The sequence below is a fragment of the Roseateles sp. P4_D2 genome, assembly GCF_056401875.1.
In genome coordinates this window covers 411,259-431,049 of record NZ_JBFUIM010000005.1, presented here as the reverse complement: position 1 = coordinate 431,049, position 19,791 = coordinate 411,259, and the positions used below count along the sequence as shown (strand labels likewise).

The 19,791-nt window shown below is 57.1% G+C and carries 16 protein-coding genes; 4 read left to right on the top strand and 12 right to left on the bottom strand.

What is annotated here, in order from left to right:
* Together AC1DW0_RS11950 and AC1DW0_RS11945 are read left to right on the top strand one after the other, a co-directional pair.
* The coding region (locus AC1DW0_RS11950) for an integrase core domain-containing protein (protein ID WP_477946033.1) at positions 1 to 217 on the top strand (217 nt) is incomplete at its 5' end.
* 29 nt (positions 218 to 246) lie between these two features.
* Complete coding sequence (locus AC1DW0_RS11945) at positions 247 to 525, top strand: restriction endonuclease (protein WP_477946031.1); 279 nt, start codon at positions 247 to 249, stop codon at positions 523 to 525.
* Between the two features lie 11 nt (positions 526 to 536).
* On the opposite strand, the gene AC1DW0_RS11940 is transcribed toward AC1DW0_RS11945, so the two are convergent.
* From AC1DW0_RS11940 to AC1DW0_RS11930, 3 genes are read right to left on the bottom strand one after another with little or no spacing between them, the layout of a single operon-like run.
* Positions 537 to 2,351, bottom strand: a complete 1,815-nt coding sequence (locus AC1DW0_RS11940) for a DUF262 domain-containing protein (protein ID WP_477946030.1) — start codon at positions 2,349 to 2,351, stop codon at positions 537 to 539.
* Positions 2,352 to 2,364: 13 nt separating this feature from the next.
* A complete protein-coding gene (locus AC1DW0_RS11935) occupies positions 2,365 to 3,654 on the bottom strand; it encodes a hypothetical protein (protein WP_477946028.1) in 1,290 nt (429 codons plus the stop codon).
* Between the two features lie 4 nt (positions 3,655 to 3,658).
* Positions 3,659 to 6,052 (bottom strand): DEAD/DEAH box helicase, encoded by a 2,394-nt coding sequence (locus AC1DW0_RS11930; RefSeq protein WP_477946026.1) that lies wholly within the window; start codon positions 6,050 to 6,052, stop codon positions 3,659 to 3,661.
* 52 nt (positions 6,053 to 6,104) lie between these two features.
* Here AC1DW0_RS11930 and AC1DW0_RS11925 point away from each other — a divergent pair, with 52 nt between their 5' ends.
* Complete coding sequence (locus tag AC1DW0_RS11925) at positions 6,105 to 7,133, top strand: hypothetical protein (RefSeq protein ID WP_477946025.1); 1,029 nt, start codon at positions 6,105 to 6,107, stop codon at positions 7,131 to 7,133.
* Positions 7,134 to 7,649: 516 nt separating this feature from the next.
* Here the strand turns inward: AC1DW0_RS11925 and AC1DW0_RS11920 are convergent.
* The 9 genes from AC1DW0_RS11920 to AC1DW0_RS11880 form a co-directional block, all read right to left on the bottom strand.
* Complete coding sequence (locus AC1DW0_RS11920; RefSeq protein ID WP_477946023.1) at positions 7,650 to 8,063, bottom strand: hypothetical protein; 414 nt, start codon at positions 8,061 to 8,063, stop codon at positions 7,650 to 7,652.
* Entirely contained in the window at positions 8,063 to 8,911 is an 849-nt protein-coding gene (locus tag AC1DW0_RS11915; RefSeq protein ID WP_477946021.1) for an HNH endonuclease, read from the bottom strand. Before AC1DW0_RS11915 ends, AC1DW0_RS11920 begins: the two co-directional genes overlap by 1 nt.
* Positions 8,908 to 10,365, bottom strand: a complete 1,458-nt coding sequence (locus AC1DW0_RS11910) for an ATP-dependent nuclease (protein ID WP_477946017.1) — start codon at positions 10,363 to 10,365, stop codon at positions 8,908 to 8,910. Before AC1DW0_RS11910 ends, AC1DW0_RS11915 begins: the two co-directional genes overlap by 4 nt.
* 140 nt (positions 10,366 to 10,505) lie before the next feature.
* Entirely contained in the window at positions 10,506 to 12,080 is a 1,575-nt protein-coding gene (locus tag AC1DW0_RS11905; RefSeq protein ID WP_477946015.1) for an MFS transporter, read from the bottom strand.
* A gap of 97 nt (positions 12,081 to 12,177) precedes the next feature.
* On the bottom strand, positions 12,178 to 14,394 hold the full coding sequence (locus tag AC1DW0_RS11900) for a hypothetical protein (protein WP_477946013.1): 2,217 nt from the start codon (positions 14,392 to 14,394) through the stop codon (positions 12,178 to 12,180).
* Entirely contained in the window at positions 14,391 to 15,308 is a 918-nt protein-coding gene (locus tag AC1DW0_RS11895) for a hypothetical protein (protein ID WP_477946011.1), read from the bottom strand. The genes AC1DW0_RS11900 and AC1DW0_RS11895 overlap by 4 nt, the downstream gene beginning before the upstream one ends.
* Positions 15,286 to 16,281 carry a hypothetical protein gene (locus AC1DW0_RS11890; RefSeq protein ID WP_477946010.1) on the bottom strand — a complete coding sequence of 332 codons (996 nt, stop codon included), beginning with the start codon at positions 16,279 to 16,281 and terminating at the stop codon, positions 15,286 to 15,288. The genes AC1DW0_RS11895 and AC1DW0_RS11890 overlap by 23 nt, the downstream gene beginning before the upstream one ends.
* Before the next feature lie 376 nt (positions 16,282 to 16,657).
* Positions 16,658 to 17,080, bottom strand: a complete 423-nt coding sequence (locus AC1DW0_RS11885) for a porin (protein ID WP_477946042.1) — start codon at positions 17,078 to 17,080, stop codon at positions 16,658 to 16,660.
* Between the two features lie 32 nt (positions 17,081 to 17,112).
* Complete coding sequence (locus tag AC1DW0_RS11880; protein ID WP_477946008.1) at positions 17,113 to 17,328, bottom strand: hypothetical protein; 216 nt, start codon at positions 17,326 to 17,328, stop codon at positions 17,113 to 17,115.
* A gap of 306 nt (positions 17,329 to 17,634) precedes the next feature.
* On the opposite strand from AC1DW0_RS11880, the gene AC1DW0_RS11875 reads away from it, so the two are divergent.
* Positions 17,635 to 18,498: a hypothetical protein gene (locus AC1DW0_RS11875; protein WP_477946006.1), complete on the top strand. Its 864-nt coding sequence runs from the start codon at positions 17,635 to 17,637 to the stop codon at positions 18,496 to 18,498.
* Positions 18,499 to 19,791: the final 1,293 nt, after the last annotated feature.

Below are 19,791 nucleotides of genomic sequence, written 5' to 3'. Positions count from 1 at the left end.
GTGCCTCAACGAGCACTGGTTCGAGACGCTGGCGCAGGCCCGGGTCGTGATCCAGGCCTGGGTACAGGACTACAACGAGGTGCGGCCGCATTCGAGCATCGGCCGCATGCCACCCAGGTGCTTCGCACGCCTTCAACGGCAGCAGGCTGTCGAGGAAGGTTCAGCTTCAACCGCCGCACTGGCGATACCCTTGACCCCCAGGGCTCCCTCGCAATGACTGGTACGGCGATTGGGGGCAGGTCAGGCTTGGCGCACCTCAACGTTGCGTTTCAGTGCAAGCGCTGGACGAAGACAACGATTCAGCGGCCTGAGATTGACCGGTTTAGAGGTGCTGCGCAGGGAGAGTACGAGCAGGGCATCTTCTTCACTACGAGTCAGTTCTCGGAAGGGGCCATCGGCGCGTCAATCAGAGCTGGTGCAATACCGATCGTGCTGATTGATGGCCCTGCCATCGTCGACATGATGATCGACAAGAAGGTTCGGGTGGAAACCTCGCATGTGGAGATTCCCACCTTCGCGCTCTAGCAATAGTCGCCCTAGAAGGAGAACACCTTCAGTGCCATCTTGGTGAGCTCGCCGGCTCGGTGTTCAATAGCAGCCTTGTCCCAAACCTGGTGCTGAGCAAGCTCAGCTGTCAGCTTGTAGTCCGAGCTCTTGTAGAGAGTCTTCTTTTCTGCGAATTGCTTGTTGCCGGCATCATCGTTCTCAGTGGGACCCAGCATCGCTAGATTGCCAATGTTGTTGGCTACTAAGTCCATCGCTTGAACTGGTTTTAAGCCCTTAAGCGGATAGATGTGCTCTAAGGTCGAGTTGATGAAGTCGTAAACAAGGTTCTTTGATGGCGTCGGTGTTCCGTGCGCGCCGTTGTCGTACCAAGCCCGGTAGTGTTCGAGCGTGAGTAGGGCGTACTTGATCTTGCGGTTGTTTGCGCTGCTTGCGTACTCAGTACTCTCGAACTGGCTGATGAACTTTCCGTCCCCTGCATGCTTGTTCACGAGGTCTTTCAGGGCCGCCGCCAGCGACGACACCTTGTAGCCCTTTGAATCGGCCCGAATAGCCAGCGCCTGCTTGTGATAGAGGTTGGTGGCAGGGCTGATGTGCGCCTGAACGATAAGCTTGTAGCGGAATACAAACCTTTCAAGCAGCTGCACCACTTGGGAAAACTGCTTCTGATCTAGCTTAGTTGCCGCAATCAGTAGGGGGATGCAGTTCGTGTGCTCCAGCGCTCCCGTGAGCAGCCGGAGCCGGTCCTTCTCCCAGGCGTTGACCGAAGGGTCCAGCGCGTCGTACGGCCAGTCACCGGCTAGCAGTCGATTGGATAGAGCGATCTCCTTTTCCAATGTTTTGACGCTGAGCACGACTTCCTTTGCATGCGCCGGTGCCTGGACTGCCTTTTCCGCGCTCGGGAAGAACTCCCTCATTAGGTCATCGAAGAGCTGAGCTTTGCCGGGGCGCTTCCCGGAATGCGATGCATAAATCCACCGCAAGTTGTCTTCGATACGGTCCGCTTTGTCGGAAAGCATTTCATCCCAAGCACCCTCGACTTGGCTCTTCTGAGCAGTAGAGCCATGGGCGTCGAGCAGTTCGAGAGTTTTTGCGCGCATGAGTTCGCCCTCGGTCAGGCTCCTGCCGCGGTCGTTGAGCACCTGGAAGAGGGTATATGCCTCACTCTGAGTGCTGGTCTCCATGTGCAACACCGTCCAGTCATCCTCAAGCACACTTGCTACCGCGGTGAGACGAGTGGCGGCATCAATCGGCACTTGATCCTTGACCAAGTCGTTCAAGAACTTGCCGAGATCATCGTATGCCTGCTTCAGGAATTTGTGCGACTCGCGTGGTGACTCGGGATTCGAGCCGGCAAGCAACTGGATAAAAAATTCATTGTCTGGACCGGACAAGGTGAGACGCGGTACATCGACGACGTCCAAGCCAACAGAATCCTCTAGGTTCTGGAACCTTGCCTCCAGCATCTTCACCCGTGTATGCAGGAAGCTCTCCTTCGACGATGGGTCATCTTTTTCAAATGTCGCAGCAACAGTGAGCATCGCGCGTCGCAGCTGTGAGACCAGAAGGGCAAAGGTAGCGAGGCGCTGTTGGCCGTCTACGACCTCGAACTCCTGTCTGCTGGAGCCAGGCACCTCCCTGCGGATCGAGACCAAGCCGCCGAAGAAGTGGGTGCGGGGCTTACCGGGGTCGGCCTCGCGGACGTCCAAGCATCGCTTCAGGTCGTTCTTGAAATCCGAGATTTCGTCAGTCTGCCAGGCGTAGTGGCGTTGGTACTTGGGGACTCGGAAAACTCGGTCGTTGCCGAAGAGTTTTCCGACCTTTGTGTGGTTTGCGTTGATTTGCATAGCAGTGTTTTGGTCAGATGACCGCCACTTCCATCATCTTCTTGTAGAGGGTCACTTTTTCCGAGATGTCTTCGAGGATCGGGAGCAGATGGTCCCGCTGGGCCAGGAAGGTCTCGACCTTCAAATCGAGCAGCGCCTTGCGCAGCGACTCAAGCGTGTCGATTGGCGAGCGGCGGGCCTTGTGGGCAAGGTACTGAGCCTCAACTGCGCGAATGGGCGTCGCCTTGCCGGGATCGCCAGAGTCGAGCTGGCCTGCGAAGGAAGTCCCGTGCTTCGCGTCGTACGAGTGCATCTTGCTCCAGAGGCCTACGCTTTCAGCCTTGTAAAGCACATTCGGGTTGTCCGTCTCGTCTTCGTCGTCTTCGGACTTGCCTCGTGGCTTTGAGAACGCCCATTCAAACAGCGCTTCCGCACCTTCTTCACTCAGCTCGAGCGAGTCTTTATTGAACTCGAACTGGTCCTGCGTGAAGCGCGACTGGATGATCTGTTCGAAGAAATAGTGGTCGCGATCCCGGAAGCTCTCATTGTCGGGAAGCCTATGAGCGAAGCGGCGCTTGAAGTCGCTGAAAGCTGCAGCCGACTGAATGTTTCTTCGGGTGACGGTGTCCTTCCGCGACACCATGTTGGCGACTTCCTTGACCAAGGGAGTCTCTAGGACAAGTTCCTTGTCTTTGCCGTACCTCTCGCGGAAAAGCTTCTCGTACAGGCTCAGGATGTAGAGGTTCGTCGCATACGGTTGCCACTGCTGTACGTGGGCGATGTGCCGGACACCCAACAGACGGGGAAGCCTGCGTTCCAACTCTTCGGCCGTGTCTGCCGCAAACGGAAAAACCTGAAGCTCGTTGGTGTTGGCAACGATGATTTCCAGCGAGGCAACCAGCTTTTCCTGAGCCTCCTTGACGTGCTTCGCAGCGTTCCCTGATGCCTGCAGCTTCGCAAGAGTCTTGCGCTCTTGTTCGAGTCTTTCACCGCGCAGCCGCCTCAGGGTGACGGTGCGAGTGTTGCCCTCGACGACGATGTAGTAACCCTTCTTCTTCGGGTGCTCCCACACGATGATGGGGTCGATGGGAATCCAGCCCTGCTTGACGATGGAGTCTTCAAGCGCTTCCACGCTCGTGTAGACCTTGCGCACCCGCGCCTCGAGTGCGGCCTGCTGCCCGGGATCGAATAGCTTGCTTGCATCCTCATAACCGGGAGGGTCTTCTTCCGCGATGCGCGGGTTGTTCGGGTCCAGGAAGATCCGGTCGAACGGTACGCTTTTTGGATCGCGGATGTCCGTGAAGGGTGAGACGATGCTGGCCATGGTGTTACGTGGGTTGATTGAGAAGCAAGACGTGATGCGCGTACGCGGCATCGGCCACGAGGAACTCGATTCGGTGAAGTAGACGTGCTCCAACCCTGCACCGCGTTGATGCTAGGAACATAGCTAGTTGACCGACCTGGTCGGCGGGTGCCGACTTGAAGAGCTGTGCCCGCAGCTCTACAACAGCCTCTTGCAGCGCTGTCCAAGCGGCACCCTCGAGAAGGTGTCCTTCGAACTTCCCCAGAGGCAGTGGCAACTTCACAGCGACTGCGCAGGCGGCTGGGGCTTCCAAGAACAACGACTCAAGGTCTGCCGCGTTATGGCAATCAGCGAAAAACGCCGAAAGTTCTGCAGGAATCGCTGGGCGATAGGTGAACGTGACATACCGAAGCCATGTGGATGATCCGGAGCGCACATACGGCCGATGCTCTTGGGTCGGGTCCAGCGTTGGCTCAGACATCTCCTTCTTGGCCAGGTACGACGACAGCAGCAGTCCGGTCATCTCGCGCCAGAGCCCATCTCTAGCAGTGGACGGCGTCAGGTCGAACTTCCGACCTTCTTTTGTGAGGAAGTCGGTAGGGTCCGGAATGTCCGCGCCCAACAGGCAAAACTCGTTGAAGATGCTTCGCACGCCGAGCGAGTTCTCAGGCGTTTCCAACAAGGCACCCCACTTGGCTTTAGCGTCGAAATCCGCTCGGCTGGCGTAGTACGGAAGGCCGTACAAGAAGAGCCTGCACCGGTCCCCGGGGGCGATGGTCTTCAGTTGCTCGAGAGCGCGCTCAGTCGCCTCTGCATCGACGTTATGAGATCGGAGCTCCTGTTCCACCAGTGACCGCAAGTTGGCAAGATTGGAGTATTCATGGTCGATCAGCCGCGGCCGCAAGTAGTCGTCGATGTCTTGGTACAGCCAGCGCTCATCGAAGTGATAGGCGATGTCGCTGTTCTTTGCCTGGACGACGTACGCCTTGAGCTTGCCAGGTGAATAGCGAACAGCACGGCCGGCTGCCTGCATCAGGCGGATGACGCTGCTCGAGGCATAGGTGATGACGACCGTGTCGATGCTTGGGTCGTCAAAACCCTCCAGAAGAAGCTGAGCGGAGATGATGACGCCGCGCCCTTTTGCACCGAATCGCGAGAGGAAGTCTTCGTTGTCGATGCCGAGGGAGTTCCCTGCACCAACGATGTACCCCAGGTCGGTTGCGAGGAGGGGATGGTCGGCTTCCTCAGCCAGTCGACGCACTAAGGCCTCATAGAACTCTTTCACCTTGTCGACGCGAGGCGCTAGCACCAAGACCTTGCCAAACTGGTGCCGCGTGTGGCCCACGATGTAGTCGGCCAGTTCTTCCACTGCTTCCGCGGACCAGTCAAAGTCGCTTACCGGAAACTCGAGGAACTCGGGGCGCAAGACCGCCCCGCGGTCAGCCAGCTCCTTATGCGTGATCGTGTATGCGATCTCGTCCATCCCGATAGGGAGGCTGTCAGGGCGGTTGGGGGTGGCGGTCAGAAAAAGCGTTGGCGCGTTGAACGCGTCTTCTAGCGCTTCTTGATAGGTTGGCGCGGCGGCGTGGTGCGCTTCGTCGACGACCACGAGAGCCACCGGCGGTGCGTCTGGTGCGGGCTCTGCCTGGCGGAAGTCTCCGATCATCTGGAACTTGACCCGCTCGGCAAGCGCGCCTGCGTCAAATGTCAGGGTCTCGGGTTGCCGAGCGGCAATCATTTTGCGAAGTTCGCGGAATGCCTGTTCTCGGAGGTTGAGCCGGTGCGTGACCCAGATCGCGACCGCCGTGGGATCTGGGTGCTTTGACAGAATGGTCAACACGGTCCGCAGGGCGGTGCGAGTCTTGCCGGCGCCTGTTGGCAAGACCAAACCCACCCGCGCATCCTTCTTGCGCCCCAGCGCGATCACACAGCGGGCAACCGCGACATCTTGGTACGACCAGTCGGGCTCGCTCTGCACGCGTGACACCGCTGCTGGGGCAGAAGACAAAGGCGGGGGGGCGATGTCGCCGTCGGACGCCACAAGCCGTGCGACGCCTGGGGGTAGCCCGAGAGCCTGGCCAATTGCGGCTGTCCCGCGCAGGCCCCGTGTTGCGACGTCTGCCCGGATGCCCTCCAACCGCTCATGTGCCGTGAGCAGCAGGGACCTGTCGGCCGTCAGCGCAAGGTGGCATGCGCGACTGATCATCTCTAGCGTGGATTTGTTTAGGCCTCGAGAGATGTCGTCGGAGAGCAGGGTGTGCAGCCTGTTGGCATGCAATGCGGGCTCGTCACCAGCGGCCGCAAGTGCATCGTTCAGCGACTTCGTAACGGCAGCTACGTTCCCGAGCGCTAAGAAGAGCGGCCCGATGCCCTCGCGCACCAGGGTCGTGACGGGTTCGCTTCGAACGTTCAGTCTCACGGCCTGTTCCTTTGCATGAACGGATGCTATTCTAAAAAAACGGAATTTCAAAATGGATTCCACAAAAACGGAATCGACCAGCGTTGCCCTTGGTGGGACCAGAGGTGAGGTGCCTATGACAGATGCGGTTGTTCTGCTGGCAAACAGCAGGGTCGGAACTCGGTGTGCGAGCTGTGAGGGGCTGAGGCCACTGCGGCTGCATTTGCACGAGCTGTCGCTCTACTGCGACCTACTGGCAAACGCCAGAGGATCCGGTGGCAAAGGCTCGTCCGCTCCTGCGACCACTGGCGGGATCGGCAAATGGTTGCGCTTTGCCAGCCAGGTGGAGGAGGTCACCATCAACACTTGGCAGTTCGAGGAGGCCAGCCTGTACTGTGAGCCGGTGGCCGAGGAGCAAGACTCGGACGCTGAACATCTGGGCTCGCTGGCCACGCGGCTGACGCGCTTCGTCTTCTTTTGCAATGCGTTGGAAGAGGCCTACCGATTCAGCGAATCGACCTACGACAAGATCTACGCGGACAAGCAATCGCTGGCCAGCGGAGATAAACGTCTCAACTCAGCGTCCATGAAGGCGGGCGCTGTTCTGCGCGAGTACGCCGACCGAATCAGGCTGCCTGCAGACTTCACCCATCTCGTAGGGAACCTCGACAAGGTAGCGCAGGCCTACGAGACCAAGCTGTCGGTGCGGCTAGAGCGGTTTGGATACGACCCGACGGATGTGCGTTATGGACTCGACCTCGTCCGCTGCCTGCGAAACCATGTGGCCCACGGTACGTTCCCGATCTTGGATAACCCTGAATACGCATGGGGTGTAGCACCGGACCTCCGCAACACGGCGTTCAACCTCCTCGGCCAAGCTATCCGCGTTGGGGCCGTGAGCCTCCAGGCACTGCTGGCGGTCGACAACGATGGGATGCGCTCGGCATATCACTTGAGCGAGTGTGAGGGTGACTACGGCGATGCGTACACCGCGGCATGTACAACGAACTATCTGTTGAGCCTGCACCGAGAGCAGCTCTTTGGACTCAATGAGCTGGACCAGCGCAGATGGTGGGACTCCCTGGAGGCGTCCGAAGCCTAGCGCATCTGGCTAAACGGTTTCGCACCAGACGATCAGCGTGGCACTAACCGCACCCAGGGCGCACAGGATTGCATTGGCCAACACCGCCCATCGGCCGCCTGCTGATGAAGGCTTCGTTGATTGCCTGCTTGGCACCGTCGCAGTTTTCGAGGGGCAATGCTGGACGGTGCTTCGATGGCTGCCAGGCGGTTTGCTGTTGCAACCCGTGCGACGAACCGGCAGCCGGCACTTGGTGCACGCTCAGTTGGCTGCAGAGAGACGCCGAAAGCCTACGCCACCGGCGCGCCCAGCTCCGCGACGGCGGGAACGCCTGCCGCGCGGGAAACGGCCTTGTTGATGCCTGAAGCGAGGCCTGCCGAGTCCGGACCGGCCGCGTTGATCGCGGCAGTGGTCAGGGGAGAGGATTGCAGTCGGCCTGGTCTACAAGCCGTTGTGCCATCGTGTTGGGTGCCATGTGGCGCCGCGGCTGGGCAAGAAAAATGGCGCGCTGGGCGGCGCGCCATTAGAAGAGAAGAATCAATCGGATGACGGGGACTCTTTGCGTGCAGCGATGTCCTGGAAAGCTGCCTTGACCAGGTCGGCCTTGACCAGGTCGGCCTTGAGCAGGAGCTCAAGCAGTGCGGCTTGCCACTTCTTTGGCCCGGTGGTCGGCAAGTCGTCGTTGAAGTCTCGCAGCTCGTTTCTTGCCTGCGATACGGTCATCTTCGGCCTGACCGCCTTCAGCTGGCGTACGACCCGACGCTGATGCCAATAAAAAGCTTCAACCTGCCCCTTGTAGTGGCCGCTCAGGTCGAGTGCTTCAAGAAGGTCTTGAAAATACCCTCTGCTAGGGCGGAAGGGGTCGGCGCCTGCCTGTTGTGCGCCGGAAGGCTTCTTTACGATGACCTTAGATGGTGACCTGTCCATGATGGGAACCGGTAGTTGGTGCATCACGGTGTAGTCATCAAGGTCAAAAATTGAGGGTCGCTGCTCAAAGCAATTGCTAGGGCGGCTCTCCATGAGCCGAATCCTTCTTCGTCGAACGTCTCGTCTGCCCATGCGAGAAGAGCGTCGGTGATGGCCGGCTTCGACTTCTTCGGCCTGGCGATCTTCGCTACCTTGCGGATGTCAGTGTAGGCGCGCGGGGTGTTCCGCCGGTAGTGAAGGAGCAACTCCATGTTCGTGAAGTGGCGCTCGATCAGGGCGAACGCTTGTGCGTCAAACCTATGGGGGCAGACAAGTGAATATGTTGCCGTCGGCAAGAGGCCCGCAGTCGTGTTTTTCCACGCAACTGATGCGAAAACAAACTGCTCGCCAGGCAGTCCGTCCAGATAGTAGTGGACTATCTGCCGCTTATTACCTTTAAGCCATAGCTTGGACTTCTTCCGGTTGCAGCGCCCGCAGCACGGGACCAGGTTCAACGCATGTATCGCGACATGAGGAAATTCTTCCTTTGGCGCGTAGTGATCAAACTCTTCCGTAGTTCCAACGCCGCAATATGGGCAGAGTCCTTGAACATCCGAATGCTGTGCCTCAAGGATTTTTTCCTTTAGTTCACTTAGCGCCCCAGTGCTGCTGTTGTAGCAGTGGAGCAACGCCTTCTTCTCATCGGTTTGCCAGTTCGGCTGGGGAAGCGCACCGAGGTTCGCCACATTGAAATGCGCTTCGTATTCATCAAAATGAGTAACCCACGCCTGCTGAATCGAGTCAAGCTGCAACCTGACGGGGTCCCGCTTGGCGTCGTGAATGAGAAGGAGAAAAGGAACATGTTCATCAACGAGTGGGGTGCGGCCCTTCATCGTTGCACCTTAGCCGGTTCGTCGTAAAGAGACGCGAGGTACGCTAACGCGTTTTCGCTTAACTTGTTGCCAAAAAGCTTTGAAACTTGCTCAAAGGTTTTGGTTTCCGACCAGCGCTCGAATTCTTCCTTATAGAAGTTTTCAACATTGACCGTCTCGAAGACCATTTCTGTTAAAGGCGCGATGTCATCGCCAAACGTTTCCCTGCCTAGCGGGTAGCTAGATGTCAGGTTGCCGTCACGTTTTAAGAGTGTCACGCGCTTACGAGGAATCTCCTGAAGAACCAATGCCGAATGCGTCGCCAAAATGGCGTAGCAATCATACTTCGCCATAATTTTATGAAGTATTCGAATCAGCTGCGACAGGGCATTGGGATGCAAGTGCAATTCTGGCTCGTCGAAAAGGACGAGTGTCCCTGGCTTTGCGTAGGCGACGATGGCTGAAACGCAATACACCAACGTGCTCTGTCCAGAGCTCATGCCGATGGAATCTAGGAACGCGTCATCCGTACTGGTAGTCCTCAGGCCATTGAGGGACGCGCTTGAGTCGTTACCCAGTATTTGGCGGAGATAGTCCATCCAGTCGTCCACGCGGTTGCTTTTTCGGATGCGCTCGATGTAGGCCGCTAATCTCGTCTTCAACCGACTCTTGGTCACTCGATTTTCTTCGTCTTTGACGCCGCAATACACGTAACTCATGTATTCGCTTGCTTGAGGACGCCGAAATTCGTCGAAGGCGCTCAAGGATACGGCAATGACTCGGCTAAACAAAGGTCTGTCGCCAGGAAACGCCTCATCTCTCTCATGTCGTTGCTCCAGTGACTCTTTCTTCGGAGTCGCTAGATCTTCAGCGAGTTTGGCTAGAAGCGCTGTTTTGCCGACGCCGTTCCGTCCAATAATGGCGTGTATGCGATACGGAAGCGTCTCTTTTTCGAAATCGAAGGCTAGCGCTAGAGGGCCGTCGGCGCCTGGGATGCTGCAAGCGTAATTAAAAGATGAATTCTCGGGTGTCGGTTTACCTTCGAATGCTTTGCGCCCGTAGGTTAGCGCGCGCTGAGCATCGTTTGACCGCAGCAGCGAATTCGAATACCAGGTCAAATGCTCGAAGTCGTCGACCTTTGCATTTTGGAGCGCAACGTCGTTTAGCTTTGCTAGAATCGCTTCGGCATCCTGGCCGATTAAGGTCTTGGCATTCTTGTAGAAATCAAGATCTTGTCCGAGTGAGATGAATTCATCGCTCAGGAAGTCAAACGAGGGCTCGAGTTTGGCGGTTTCCTTATGCTTGGAGATGATTTTGATATCGCCAATCTTGTAAACTGACCCCGCGTTTCTATACTCCAATGCGTACAGCGATTTTGACCCGAAGTCATCCCAAGTATTTGGGCGCAATACGAACGCTCGCTGGCTTCCAAGGCTCGCGGCACTACCTTTAAGAACGTGGAAAAGCTTTTGCACTCGATCCTCCCTGTTGGTTGTTGCTCTTGATGTATCCCCGTCAACAGGGGCGGCTTAGACCCTAAGCCCCAGGCTGGGTCCAGATGACTCCGCAGAAGGGACCAATGGAAGAGGGCGCAAAAGACCAGCGCGTCCTCGTCTCAACGGTTCTCCCCCTGCATCATCACCGCAGCGCTGGCAGCGCCGAGTGCACACAGGGCTGCGCTGACCAACATGACCCATCGGTAGCCGCTAAGGAATGCCTCGTGAATAGCGCTCCTGGCTGCCGCTAGGGTGCTCAAGTCCACGCTGGTGGGCAGTTCGATGGCGGCAAGACGGTTTTGCTGTTCCAGCACCTGGGTCGCCACGACGGAGGGCACGTGGTGAAGGTCTAGCTGGTTTGGCAGTGCAGCGCTAAACGCCCAGGCCATCACTGCTCCCATCGCCGCAACGGCCAAAACACCTGCCGCACGGGACACCGCGTTGTTTATGCCCGAGGCAACACCAGCTGAGTCTGCGCCGACGGAGTTCATCACGGCGGTAGTTAGTGGCGCGACTGTCACGTTCATGCCGACGCCAAGCACCACGATGCCTGGTAGGAAGCCGGTCCAGTAACTGGCGGCGGCTGAAGGGAGTGCCAGCAATGCAAAGCCGGCCGCCGCGAAGATGGGGCCAATGGTCAGCGGCTTACGTGGACCCATGCGGTCGGCCAAGCCACCAGCCCAGCGTGACAACACGAACATGACCATCACAAATGGCAACAGAGCAGCACCTGCCGCGGCGGCTGGCAGTCCATGCACCTGAATTAGCGCCAGGGGCACGAAGAACAGGCCACCACCTAGAGCCGCATACACCAGGAGCGTCAAAGCATTGGCGCCGGCGAACACGCGATTGCGGAAGAATCGCAGCGGCAGCATGGGCCGCGCAGCACGCAACTCCACCCAGATGAAGCCCGCCATCGCGAGGATGCCGACGGCAAGCGCACTCGCGACCACCGGTGAGTCCCAGCGCCTGTTTGGCCCTTCGATGAAGGCGAACACTATCCCGCCCAGGCCCAGGGTGACTAGCGCCGCTCCTGGCCAGTCAAGGCTGCCCGCAGCACGGGGATCGCGAGACTCGGGCACTTTCAGCGTTGCCATGACCGCCGTCAGAAGTGCCAACGGCGCGTTGACGAGGAAAGCCCATGACCATGAGTAGTTGTCGATCAACCAGCCACCAATGACTGGGCCGACAGCTGCGGTGATGCCGCTAAATCCGGCCCAGGTCCCGATGGCCTTGCCACGCTCGTTCTCGGGGAATGCGGCGCTGATGAGCGCCAAGCTGCCAGGCACCAGCAACGCCGCGCCAACACCCTGGAGCACCCGAGCAGCGATGAGGGCGTTTGCCTCGTGCGCGAACCCGCAGAGGACAGAAGAGATCCCGAATATGACGACGCCGATAGCGAAGACCTTGCGGCGACCGTAGTGGTCTCCTAGCGCCCCACCGAGAAGCAGCAATGCTGCCAGCATCAGCGCATACGACTCGACGACCCACTGAACCTGGTGCAGGTTGGTGTTCAGGTCTCTCTGGATTGCCGGCAACGCCACGTTGACGATCGTGCCGTCAATGAAAGCCATGCCGGAGCCGACGATTGCGGTCGCAAGAACCCAACGACGTTGGTCGGGCGGGCAGGGGGATGCTGCCGGTCCGTGGCGGATGGCAACCTTGTCGCAAGGCGGCAGCAGTGGAGCAGTCACGCACTTTTTTCAGCATTCAGGCCGCAGGGGCCTGGTGCACTAAACCTTGCCAACGGAGCAGCGAGAGTTCCGTTGTGCCGTCAACCCCGACCATCTGTCAACTGGATGGTTCTATGGCGTCCCACAAGGATCGAAGCATCCCATCTTCGAACCTGTGAAGTGTTTCTTCCATCGACTTTCGCAAATTGTTTCTCGCATCATCGCGAATAACTCCACGCTCAACTGAGCCTTTGGTATCGACGGCCTCCATATAGTCTACGAGGCTGTATATTAAACGAGGAAACCGCGGTAAGTTATCTTGGCTGAAGCGAGGAAGTTTGCGAATCTTGGCTAATACTTCATAGAGCTTATCCGCCGGAACGGCGGGAGCTATTTTCAGTATTAGCCGCTGAATGCAGGTTGCTTCGCCGATATTGGTGAACAGCTGCTGTGCCAATGGCAGGCGTATGCTGTCGGTTTGTTCATCCCACACGGCAGGCCACAGTCCCCACATGCGCCCAATTATCCCTTCTAGCTCGCCAATCTCTTTAGGAACGAAGGAGGTGCCGCCAGCCAGAATATTTTCGTTGCGAAATTCCCACCGCACGAACTTTTGAACACTCCGCTCGACCAAGAAGCGTGGGTCACGATCGGCTTCTCCTTCGTGTGCTGAGGCCCAACTTTTCTCCGCATCATCAAGCTCTGCTTCTGCCTCAATCATGTCATCCGGAGATTTTGCAATGTGCCGCAGACAAACCGCTCTGAAATACGCGGCATCGAATGTATGCATTTGCGCAATCGAATCGTTGGCAATTTTCTTCGCTCTGAGGCAATGATTTTGAGCGGCTTCCCAATGGCCGCCTAGGGATAGAACGTAGGCATAAACGAGTCGAAATTCGTACTGCTTTTGTGAGTCTGAACCTGGCCAGTCAAATACCGTCGCAACGTCTTTAATGTTTGTGGATTTTGGCGAATTTAATGCGTCATAAAGCCGTCGAGTCCAATCGGTGATGTGCTCGAACCTAAACCATGCCGGCGCCCTGGCAACGTTGCCGTGGCGTATGTCTACTAGTTCTTTCAGTTTTGCGGTAAATTGTGTATCGCCATCGGCGATTAGATAGAATCCCGCCATCACGGCGAGCCGATCTATCTCTTTTGCTGTTTCATCTATGCGGCGCTTGAGAATATCCTCGAGCTCACTCTGATTGGACTTCAAATAGTTAAGAAAGTCTTGTTCGGTCTTAGAAGGCGTTACCCATTCAGGTGCGCTGCTTGTCCTAAGTCCGTAGCTTAGGCTGATCTGTTCTACAAAAGATTTGAGCCGTTCACGAAGATTCTTTAAAGACGTTAATGTGGCTGATTCGTCGAGCTGAGGCAACATTGCAGGATTGTTTGCAACGTCAAGAAGCCAGGTTCCATAATCTGTATTTTTGGGGCACATGGCGAGCAGGACTTCATCAATCCATCCAACAATATCCCCAGAGGCGGCGGTTTGCCCCTTGCCAGCGACGATAAGAAAATATCGCAGATCTCTTACAAAATGTCCACGTGCAGTCTTTTGCTCTCGTTCCACTACCGACATCAACGCCTCGTCGGACGCGATGAGATGAACGACGTTATCTGGGCCGATTCTTGAATTAAGCCATTCGAGATACGCAAGCACTCGCGCATCATGCATTATTTGTATTCGTCCTGCGGACTCCTTTACCTTCTTGAGTTCGATAAAAAGGTCGTCCGCACGATTTGCAATATTTGCCAGATCTCCCCTTTCCGGCACGGGAAATTCAGGTAGGCGAATAACATTCCGTATGCGTTTTTGCTTCAATAGCGACCGGTAGCGCTCAACTTCATGAATCGGTCCAGTTTCTCCGATGCCGAACAAGAGCCCTAGAATCGTCGGTGCTTTTGTGAGCAAAAGCTTAATCGCGGCTTCGGGGGAATGATGTTCCCTCGACATAAGCTCTAACACTGAAGTCAGTTCGACTTCCGTTCGATGTTCTGCAAATTTAATCTTTGCATTCACGACGTCAAGAATTTCCACGTCATGGGGCGGGATGACAAACAGCGGTTCATCCTGCATCCCAAAGAACACAAAATGAGTCAGTGCGCCGACCAAGGCCGAAAAGTCAGAATCAGACTTCATGAAAAACAGGCCGGGCTTTTTGTTCTCACGGGCCATGAACATATGTAATATGCTCGTGTCTACTGCGTAGATTATTTTGCCTCTGGCCTTGAATTCTTCATCGGCTTTTTGATGGCGAACGATCGTTGCCAAGCGGGCGGCGCCCGCAACCATCTTGTTTGCATCAGAAATGCGAGGCGTATTGGTGGTCATGCCGGCAGCAACTCCATCAATTCTGGGGTGGCGTTCTCCAACAATTGCTTGTCCATAATTGTCGATATCGCTTGAACCAGTCGTGCTTCAGTTTTGGGATCCTCTAAATCGAGAGGAAGGTTGATGGCTCTGCCATCCCCTTTTTCAAGTCTAAAGCCATCGGCATTTTCAGAGATTGTCATGCTCATCAATACTAAGCCTTCGAAGAGCCATTTTTCTGAATGAAGCAGCAGGTCACGCCACTGTCGATCAAATTCAGCAAATGGCAAAATCGCCGTCAGCTCATGGAGCATTTCCTGAATTCGCGTTGATTCAATATCAACCGTGCCAAATTTTCCCTTTAGTATGTCGAGGTGTTTGGGTATATGACGGTTGTGTCGAGCAAGTGCAACCAGTACAGTGGGTGCATATTGAGGCAAGAACCAATCAGAGCTCGCTAGGTTTTCCAGTGCGACTTGGGAGTGAATTGTAGGGACCAAGCCGGCGATTGTGGCAAGTGCCAATGCATAGGCATCGCTTGCTCTTTGAAATGTTGGTGCTCCGAAGGCCTGATTGCCTACCTTGCGGACAATAGCGTCGCATGCTTGCACGCAATTTGTACCGCCTACAATCTGAAGAAGGACTTCGAACGTGTCATAACCTTCCGAAGTAGGCACAAGAAGATCGATCGCTCTAGATATGCCCTCGAAAAACTCAGCCCTGCAACGTGAATCCATCGCAACGCTGATGTGCCACATTACTTCCCAGGTTGGCAGCGATGGGACAAAAAGGTAATGCAATGGCCTGAAAGGGTAGCGCGCGTTGGCGCCTGGAAGTGACTGAGGTATCTCAGTCGTCAGCCACTGTGCAAACTGATCGGCGGTCCAAGTTGAGACTTTTTGGACATCGCTATTATTTAGATTCTGCTGGCTCACTCTTTGACGCTCCCTGGCTGACTGTGCAAAGGTTGTGCAGATCCTGCTCGACATTGTGAAGAGTCTTGTCGCCAAGCAGGCGTTGGACAAAGATTTCGTCGTAGTTTGGTTTTGCGCGCGGCGACATTCCGATCAATTTCTCGACTCGTTGATCTTCGCCATGCGCCTTCGTGCACCCTAAGCAAATCCACGCTATTTCTAGCGAGTGGAGCCCTTGAGGCTCAGTGACCACTTCCATGGCCCCGTCGACAGTCTCACCAACTGGTAGCGTGCGATGCCTTTGCAAATCCACTGCGCGTCCAAACCCTGTTGGGGTATAGCTGTCAGGGCGCTGTCTAAACCGCCGATGCGTGCCGGCTGCAGCAAATGTGGGGCGGCGGGCTCGAAGGCCTCGAATAATTGTTGAAGCAACAGAGACCCTCATCAGGGCGATGCCCGCACCATGGTGTATCAGCCCTAGTAAGTCTCTAGCACGATCAGCAGTCAACGGTCGAAGATCGTCTGGTGTCAACCAAAGCGTTGTGTGGCCTAATTTCTTGCCGGAGGAGAACATGCCTGCCGGCTGACCGCTGAGGCGATTGAGTGTCACCGCCTGCTGCTTAGCGCCCACCTCAGTAAATGGGTTCCGGGCGACGATCCCGGTGGCGCTCCGCACTTTTGGGTCCAGCGCGTCGAAAAAATGCTCGTAGCGCAGAATGTGGTGAAAGCCGGTTCGACAAAGCTCGTCTGACACCTCTGCCTCAGGCCCATGGAACCGATGGGCGTGCCACTCAATCTCTAGTAGGCCGAGTAGCTCGGTGCACGAAGCTGGAGGGTCAGCGTCAAATTGATGCAGCGAGGTCTTGACGATTGACTCCACCTCCGATGGCTCAACCACCTTGGCATCGTGACAGTAGAGAAGGTTGCAGGCGACGATCTGACCTTTCGGCTCAGACAGCAACAACGACGCAAACCGCTCGATGAGCTCGCTCATGCATCCTCCCGCCTTGTTGGTTTTGATCCGGCGTCTAAGCACTGGTGCGACGCTGGCTCAGCTGAGCTCAGAGTGTCTATCCACGCCTCGCCCTCCGCTCGTGGTCAAACCCTAGGATGGAGCGGCATTGACTCGATGAGAAGGAAGGCATTCATCAATGTTGATGAGTTCGGACGGCAGGCCCCGAGTCCTCCGTCCTTTCAAAAGGAACACCATCCGAGTCTCACTGGACGCAGGCCCACGGCCCAGGAGAAAAGGTCCCCGTCTCAGGCATCTACGTCTGCACTGGTTGCAAGAAGGAGATAGCCGCCAAAATAGGCGACCCCTTGCCACCCCAGAACAAGCATCAGCATGGGGGACGAGGATGGCGACATCGTCACCGTGAAACTGCCGGTGGCGCCAGGTGCCAGGCAGCACGGTTGGTGTAGCCAACGCCGTCGATGTCGGCAATCCGGTTGCCCTTGGTGTCGCCCGCGACTTCGCCCATGCCCCACAGCCCACCGACGATGAAGCCGCCGTAGTTGTTCGACTCCAGCTTCACTGAGTTTTTGACGTGAGCGGGGCCACCGTTTCCGGTGCCCGAGGCCATGCTTCCGCGCACAGGTTCATAGCCGCCGAAGCCGCCGATGACCGCAGTGCTCGCGCCAGTGCCGACACGCGAAAACTGGCTGAAGTCCAAGCTGAGCTCGTAAATGCTGCTCTGCTGACGACCCAGCGAAATCATGCCGTATGGGGTGCTCAAGCCGACGAAGGCTTGGCGCCCCCAGAAGATGTTTTCACCGTAGGTCCCGTTGTCCAGGTTGATATCTGATTACAGTGTGAAGAACGCCTTCAGTCCACCGCCGAGGTCTTCGCCACCGCGTAGGCCAGCCGAGATTCCGACAGGCCGCCCGACTGCACGCGCGTCAGCTTGGACGCACCGTCCAGCACCTGCACGTTGGCGTCAACGATGCCGTAGAGCGTCAGATTCGGTCCCGACGTTTGAGCGACGGCGACGGTGCTGGCGGCAAGGGCCAGGGCGGTGACAGCAAAGGTGGTGTACTTCATGACTAGTCTTTCTTTGGCTACCGGGCTACCGGGCTACCGGGCTACCGGGCTACCGGGCTACCGGGCTACCGGGCTACCGGGCTACCGACGGGCTGCCCACGGCGGCAAGGCGTCGTTGACGTCCTTACACAGGGATGAAATTTGATGTATTGCCGCCTGCCAAAAAAGCCGAGCTTCTGCAACCGACTATTGCGTGTTCGCTTCCAATCCCTGCGCAGCCGCATCGCGTGCGTCAAGTGACAAGCGATGCCTTTGAATGGGGGAGCAGAGGAGGGCGGCGTCGCTCCTATCCACGGCTGAATTCCCTTGGCGCTGAGCAACGACAATCAAATCCCGACACTCGTGGTAGTGAATGCCATGCTCTGGAGAAGCTTCTCATCGGCACAGTGCTGCCTGTGTGGCCAATCAACAGAGAAGCTGACCGGTGAACACAAGGTCAAAGCGTCTGCGCTCAGAGCACTGTTTGGATCCGATCAGCTCATGGTCGGCACCACCGGGACGCCGGGAAGGATGAGGGCAGCGCAGAGCGCCAACTCCAAGCACCTCAAGTTTGATGCGAGCCTGTGCGATGGCTGCAACTCTTCAAGAACGCAAGAGCCGGACAGGGAGTTCGGTCGGCTCAGTGACCTAGCGTCTGCTGCGATTGGCCGCGGCGAAGATCCTGGCGCAGTCTTTGGGTTGCCACAGTACACAGAGGGAACCGTGGCGTTCCTCAATGTGTTTCGCTACTTCGCGAAGCTGCTGTGCTGCCAGGTCGCGGCTGTCAAGGGCCCTGCGCCCGTGGAGCTAGCAAGGTTCGCCATCGGAGAGAGCCCAAGAAACAGGATTTGGCTTGAGCTTAAGCGCGACCCTGTCTACAGTGAATTCGCACCGCAGCTTGGGGAGCATGGGTACGCAGCGCACGGCGGCCTTGTGATCTATGCCGACAAAAGCTCTCATACGCCCAACGCCTTCCATTCAACGCTGACCATCGGAGCGCTGCAGTACGTATTCCACATGCGGCTCACCGGCGCGGAGCGGACGGAATTGCTGGCAACTCAGGCCAGCTTCTGTGACTGGTGTCGCGGGAAGGTTGGAGAAGGCTTGGCCAACCCTGTGCCGGAGCAGACGTGGGAGAGGCTCGGTCTTGCGGTCAGCGGCGCCGTGGACGAAGGTGAATCGAAGGACTGACTTCTCATCATCGTTGAGGTGCCCAGCCTCCGTCGGCAGGTAGCCTGCCTCACTGATGAGGCGGCCGATAGGCATCGTCTCGAGTCACAAGAATTTCACGTCGACGCGGCCTCACGAAAGATTTGTATGGGCTTCTCCCCCCATACGCCCCGCACCGCAGTGGCTAGGTTAGTCATCGCCACGACCAACGCAGCTTCAGTTGGCACGTCCGTCCTTCGCGGAGCCTTGGTGCTCTCCGGCGTGACCGTGAAGGGGCGGCTGCGCCGCCGGTTGGTCCTTCCCATCGTCAATGGGCGTTCGTGACGGAGAGGTCCAAAGACCCGCTCAAGCGTCTTTCGATTCCTACCTGCGCAAGTTGGACGAGGTTTGGTCTCCACACGGAATGCCAGGCCGCTGAGGTGGGTGCCCCGCGGCGGTGCTTCCATGTGATTTTTGACGTCTGTGTCGTGTTCCTACGGCATCTCCCGTTCTTAGAAAGGCATGGAGGGGATGGCTGTGCACGCAGCGATGCGCGCGCGTCCTCAAAACAGGCTTTGAGCCCAATACAAGACTCCATCGTTAGCAGTGGGCCGTCATCGCGACCAACGCATGGGTCGCATACGACGACGTCGTCGCGGTGGGCCGCTTATACGACGTTCGCGCGCGGCTCGGCGAGCAAGCGTTCGCCGAGTTCTGGCTAAAGCTCAAGGGTCAAGCCAACATGCTCTGGTCCGAGCTCGGTCATATCAGCTTCAGCATTGGCGCCAAGACGTAGGGCGACGCCCGCCGCCGATGTACGAGGCGCTATCTTCAAACAAGCCCGCGCGCTTTCTTGAAATCTGCTGTAAAAGTCGTTTTCCGACAACAGGTTACGTGATTCTGCCGTTCCGAACAAGTTGAATGGGCGGCCGGCGTGATGTGAGAAGCAGCTCAGGCTATTGTTCCCACGGCTGCAGCCCAAGGCCGCAGTCCTCGCTCGCATGTCCGATGCCAACGGCCTTGGTCCAGCGAGCCTCGACGTGATATTGCCAGCTCAGCTAGCGGGGTGTCCGAGAGCTGATTGGCTGCGGACATTCATCGAATGGCGCGCTGCCTAGTTTGGACCGTCAGAAAAAACGGCCCTCGATAGGCTACAAGCCTCGAGGGCCGAATCCACCCTTGGGGCGGTGGAGGAGACAAGCGATCGATGCTGCGGTGCACCAATTTTCCTAGAGTGCTGGCGTCTGCTTATTCGGATATGACAGTTCCACCAGGACCGCTGCTCTGATCGCCTGCGGGCTATTCCTTTCGCGTATCTGCGAACGGATTGACGGT

Coding starts and splice junctions, on each gene's coding strand:
- AC1DW0_RS11940 (WP_477946030.1), bottom strand. CDS start 2,351: ATGCAAATCAACGCAAACCACACAAAGGTCGGAAAACTCTTCGGCAAC.
- AC1DW0_RS11935 (WP_477946028.1), bottom strand. CDS start 3,654: ATGGCCAGCATCGTCTCACCCTTCACGGACATCCGCGATCCAAAAAGC.
- AC1DW0_RS11925 (WP_477946025.1), top strand. CDS start 6,105: ATGGATTCCACAAAAACGGAATCGACCAGCGTTGCCCTTGGTGGGACC.
- AC1DW0_RS11920 (WP_477946023.1), bottom strand. CDS start 8,063: ATGCACCAACTACCGGTTCCCATCATGGACAGGTCACCATCTAAGGTC.
- AC1DW0_RS11915 (WP_477946021.1), bottom strand. CDS start 8,911: ATGAAGGGCCGCACCCCACTCGTTGATGAACATGTTCCTTTTCTCCTT.
- AC1DW0_RS11900 (WP_477946013.1), bottom strand. CDS start 14,394: ATGACCACCAATACGCCTCGCATTTCTGATGCAAACAAGATGGTTGCG.
- AC1DW0_RS11890 (WP_477946010.1), bottom strand. CDS start 16,281: ATGAGCGAGCTCATCGAGCGGTTTGCGTCGTTGTTGCTGTCTGAGCCG.
- AC1DW0_RS11880 (WP_477946008.1), bottom strand. CDS start 17,328: ATGAAGTACACCACCTTTGCTGTCACCGCCCTGGCCCTTGCCGCCAGC.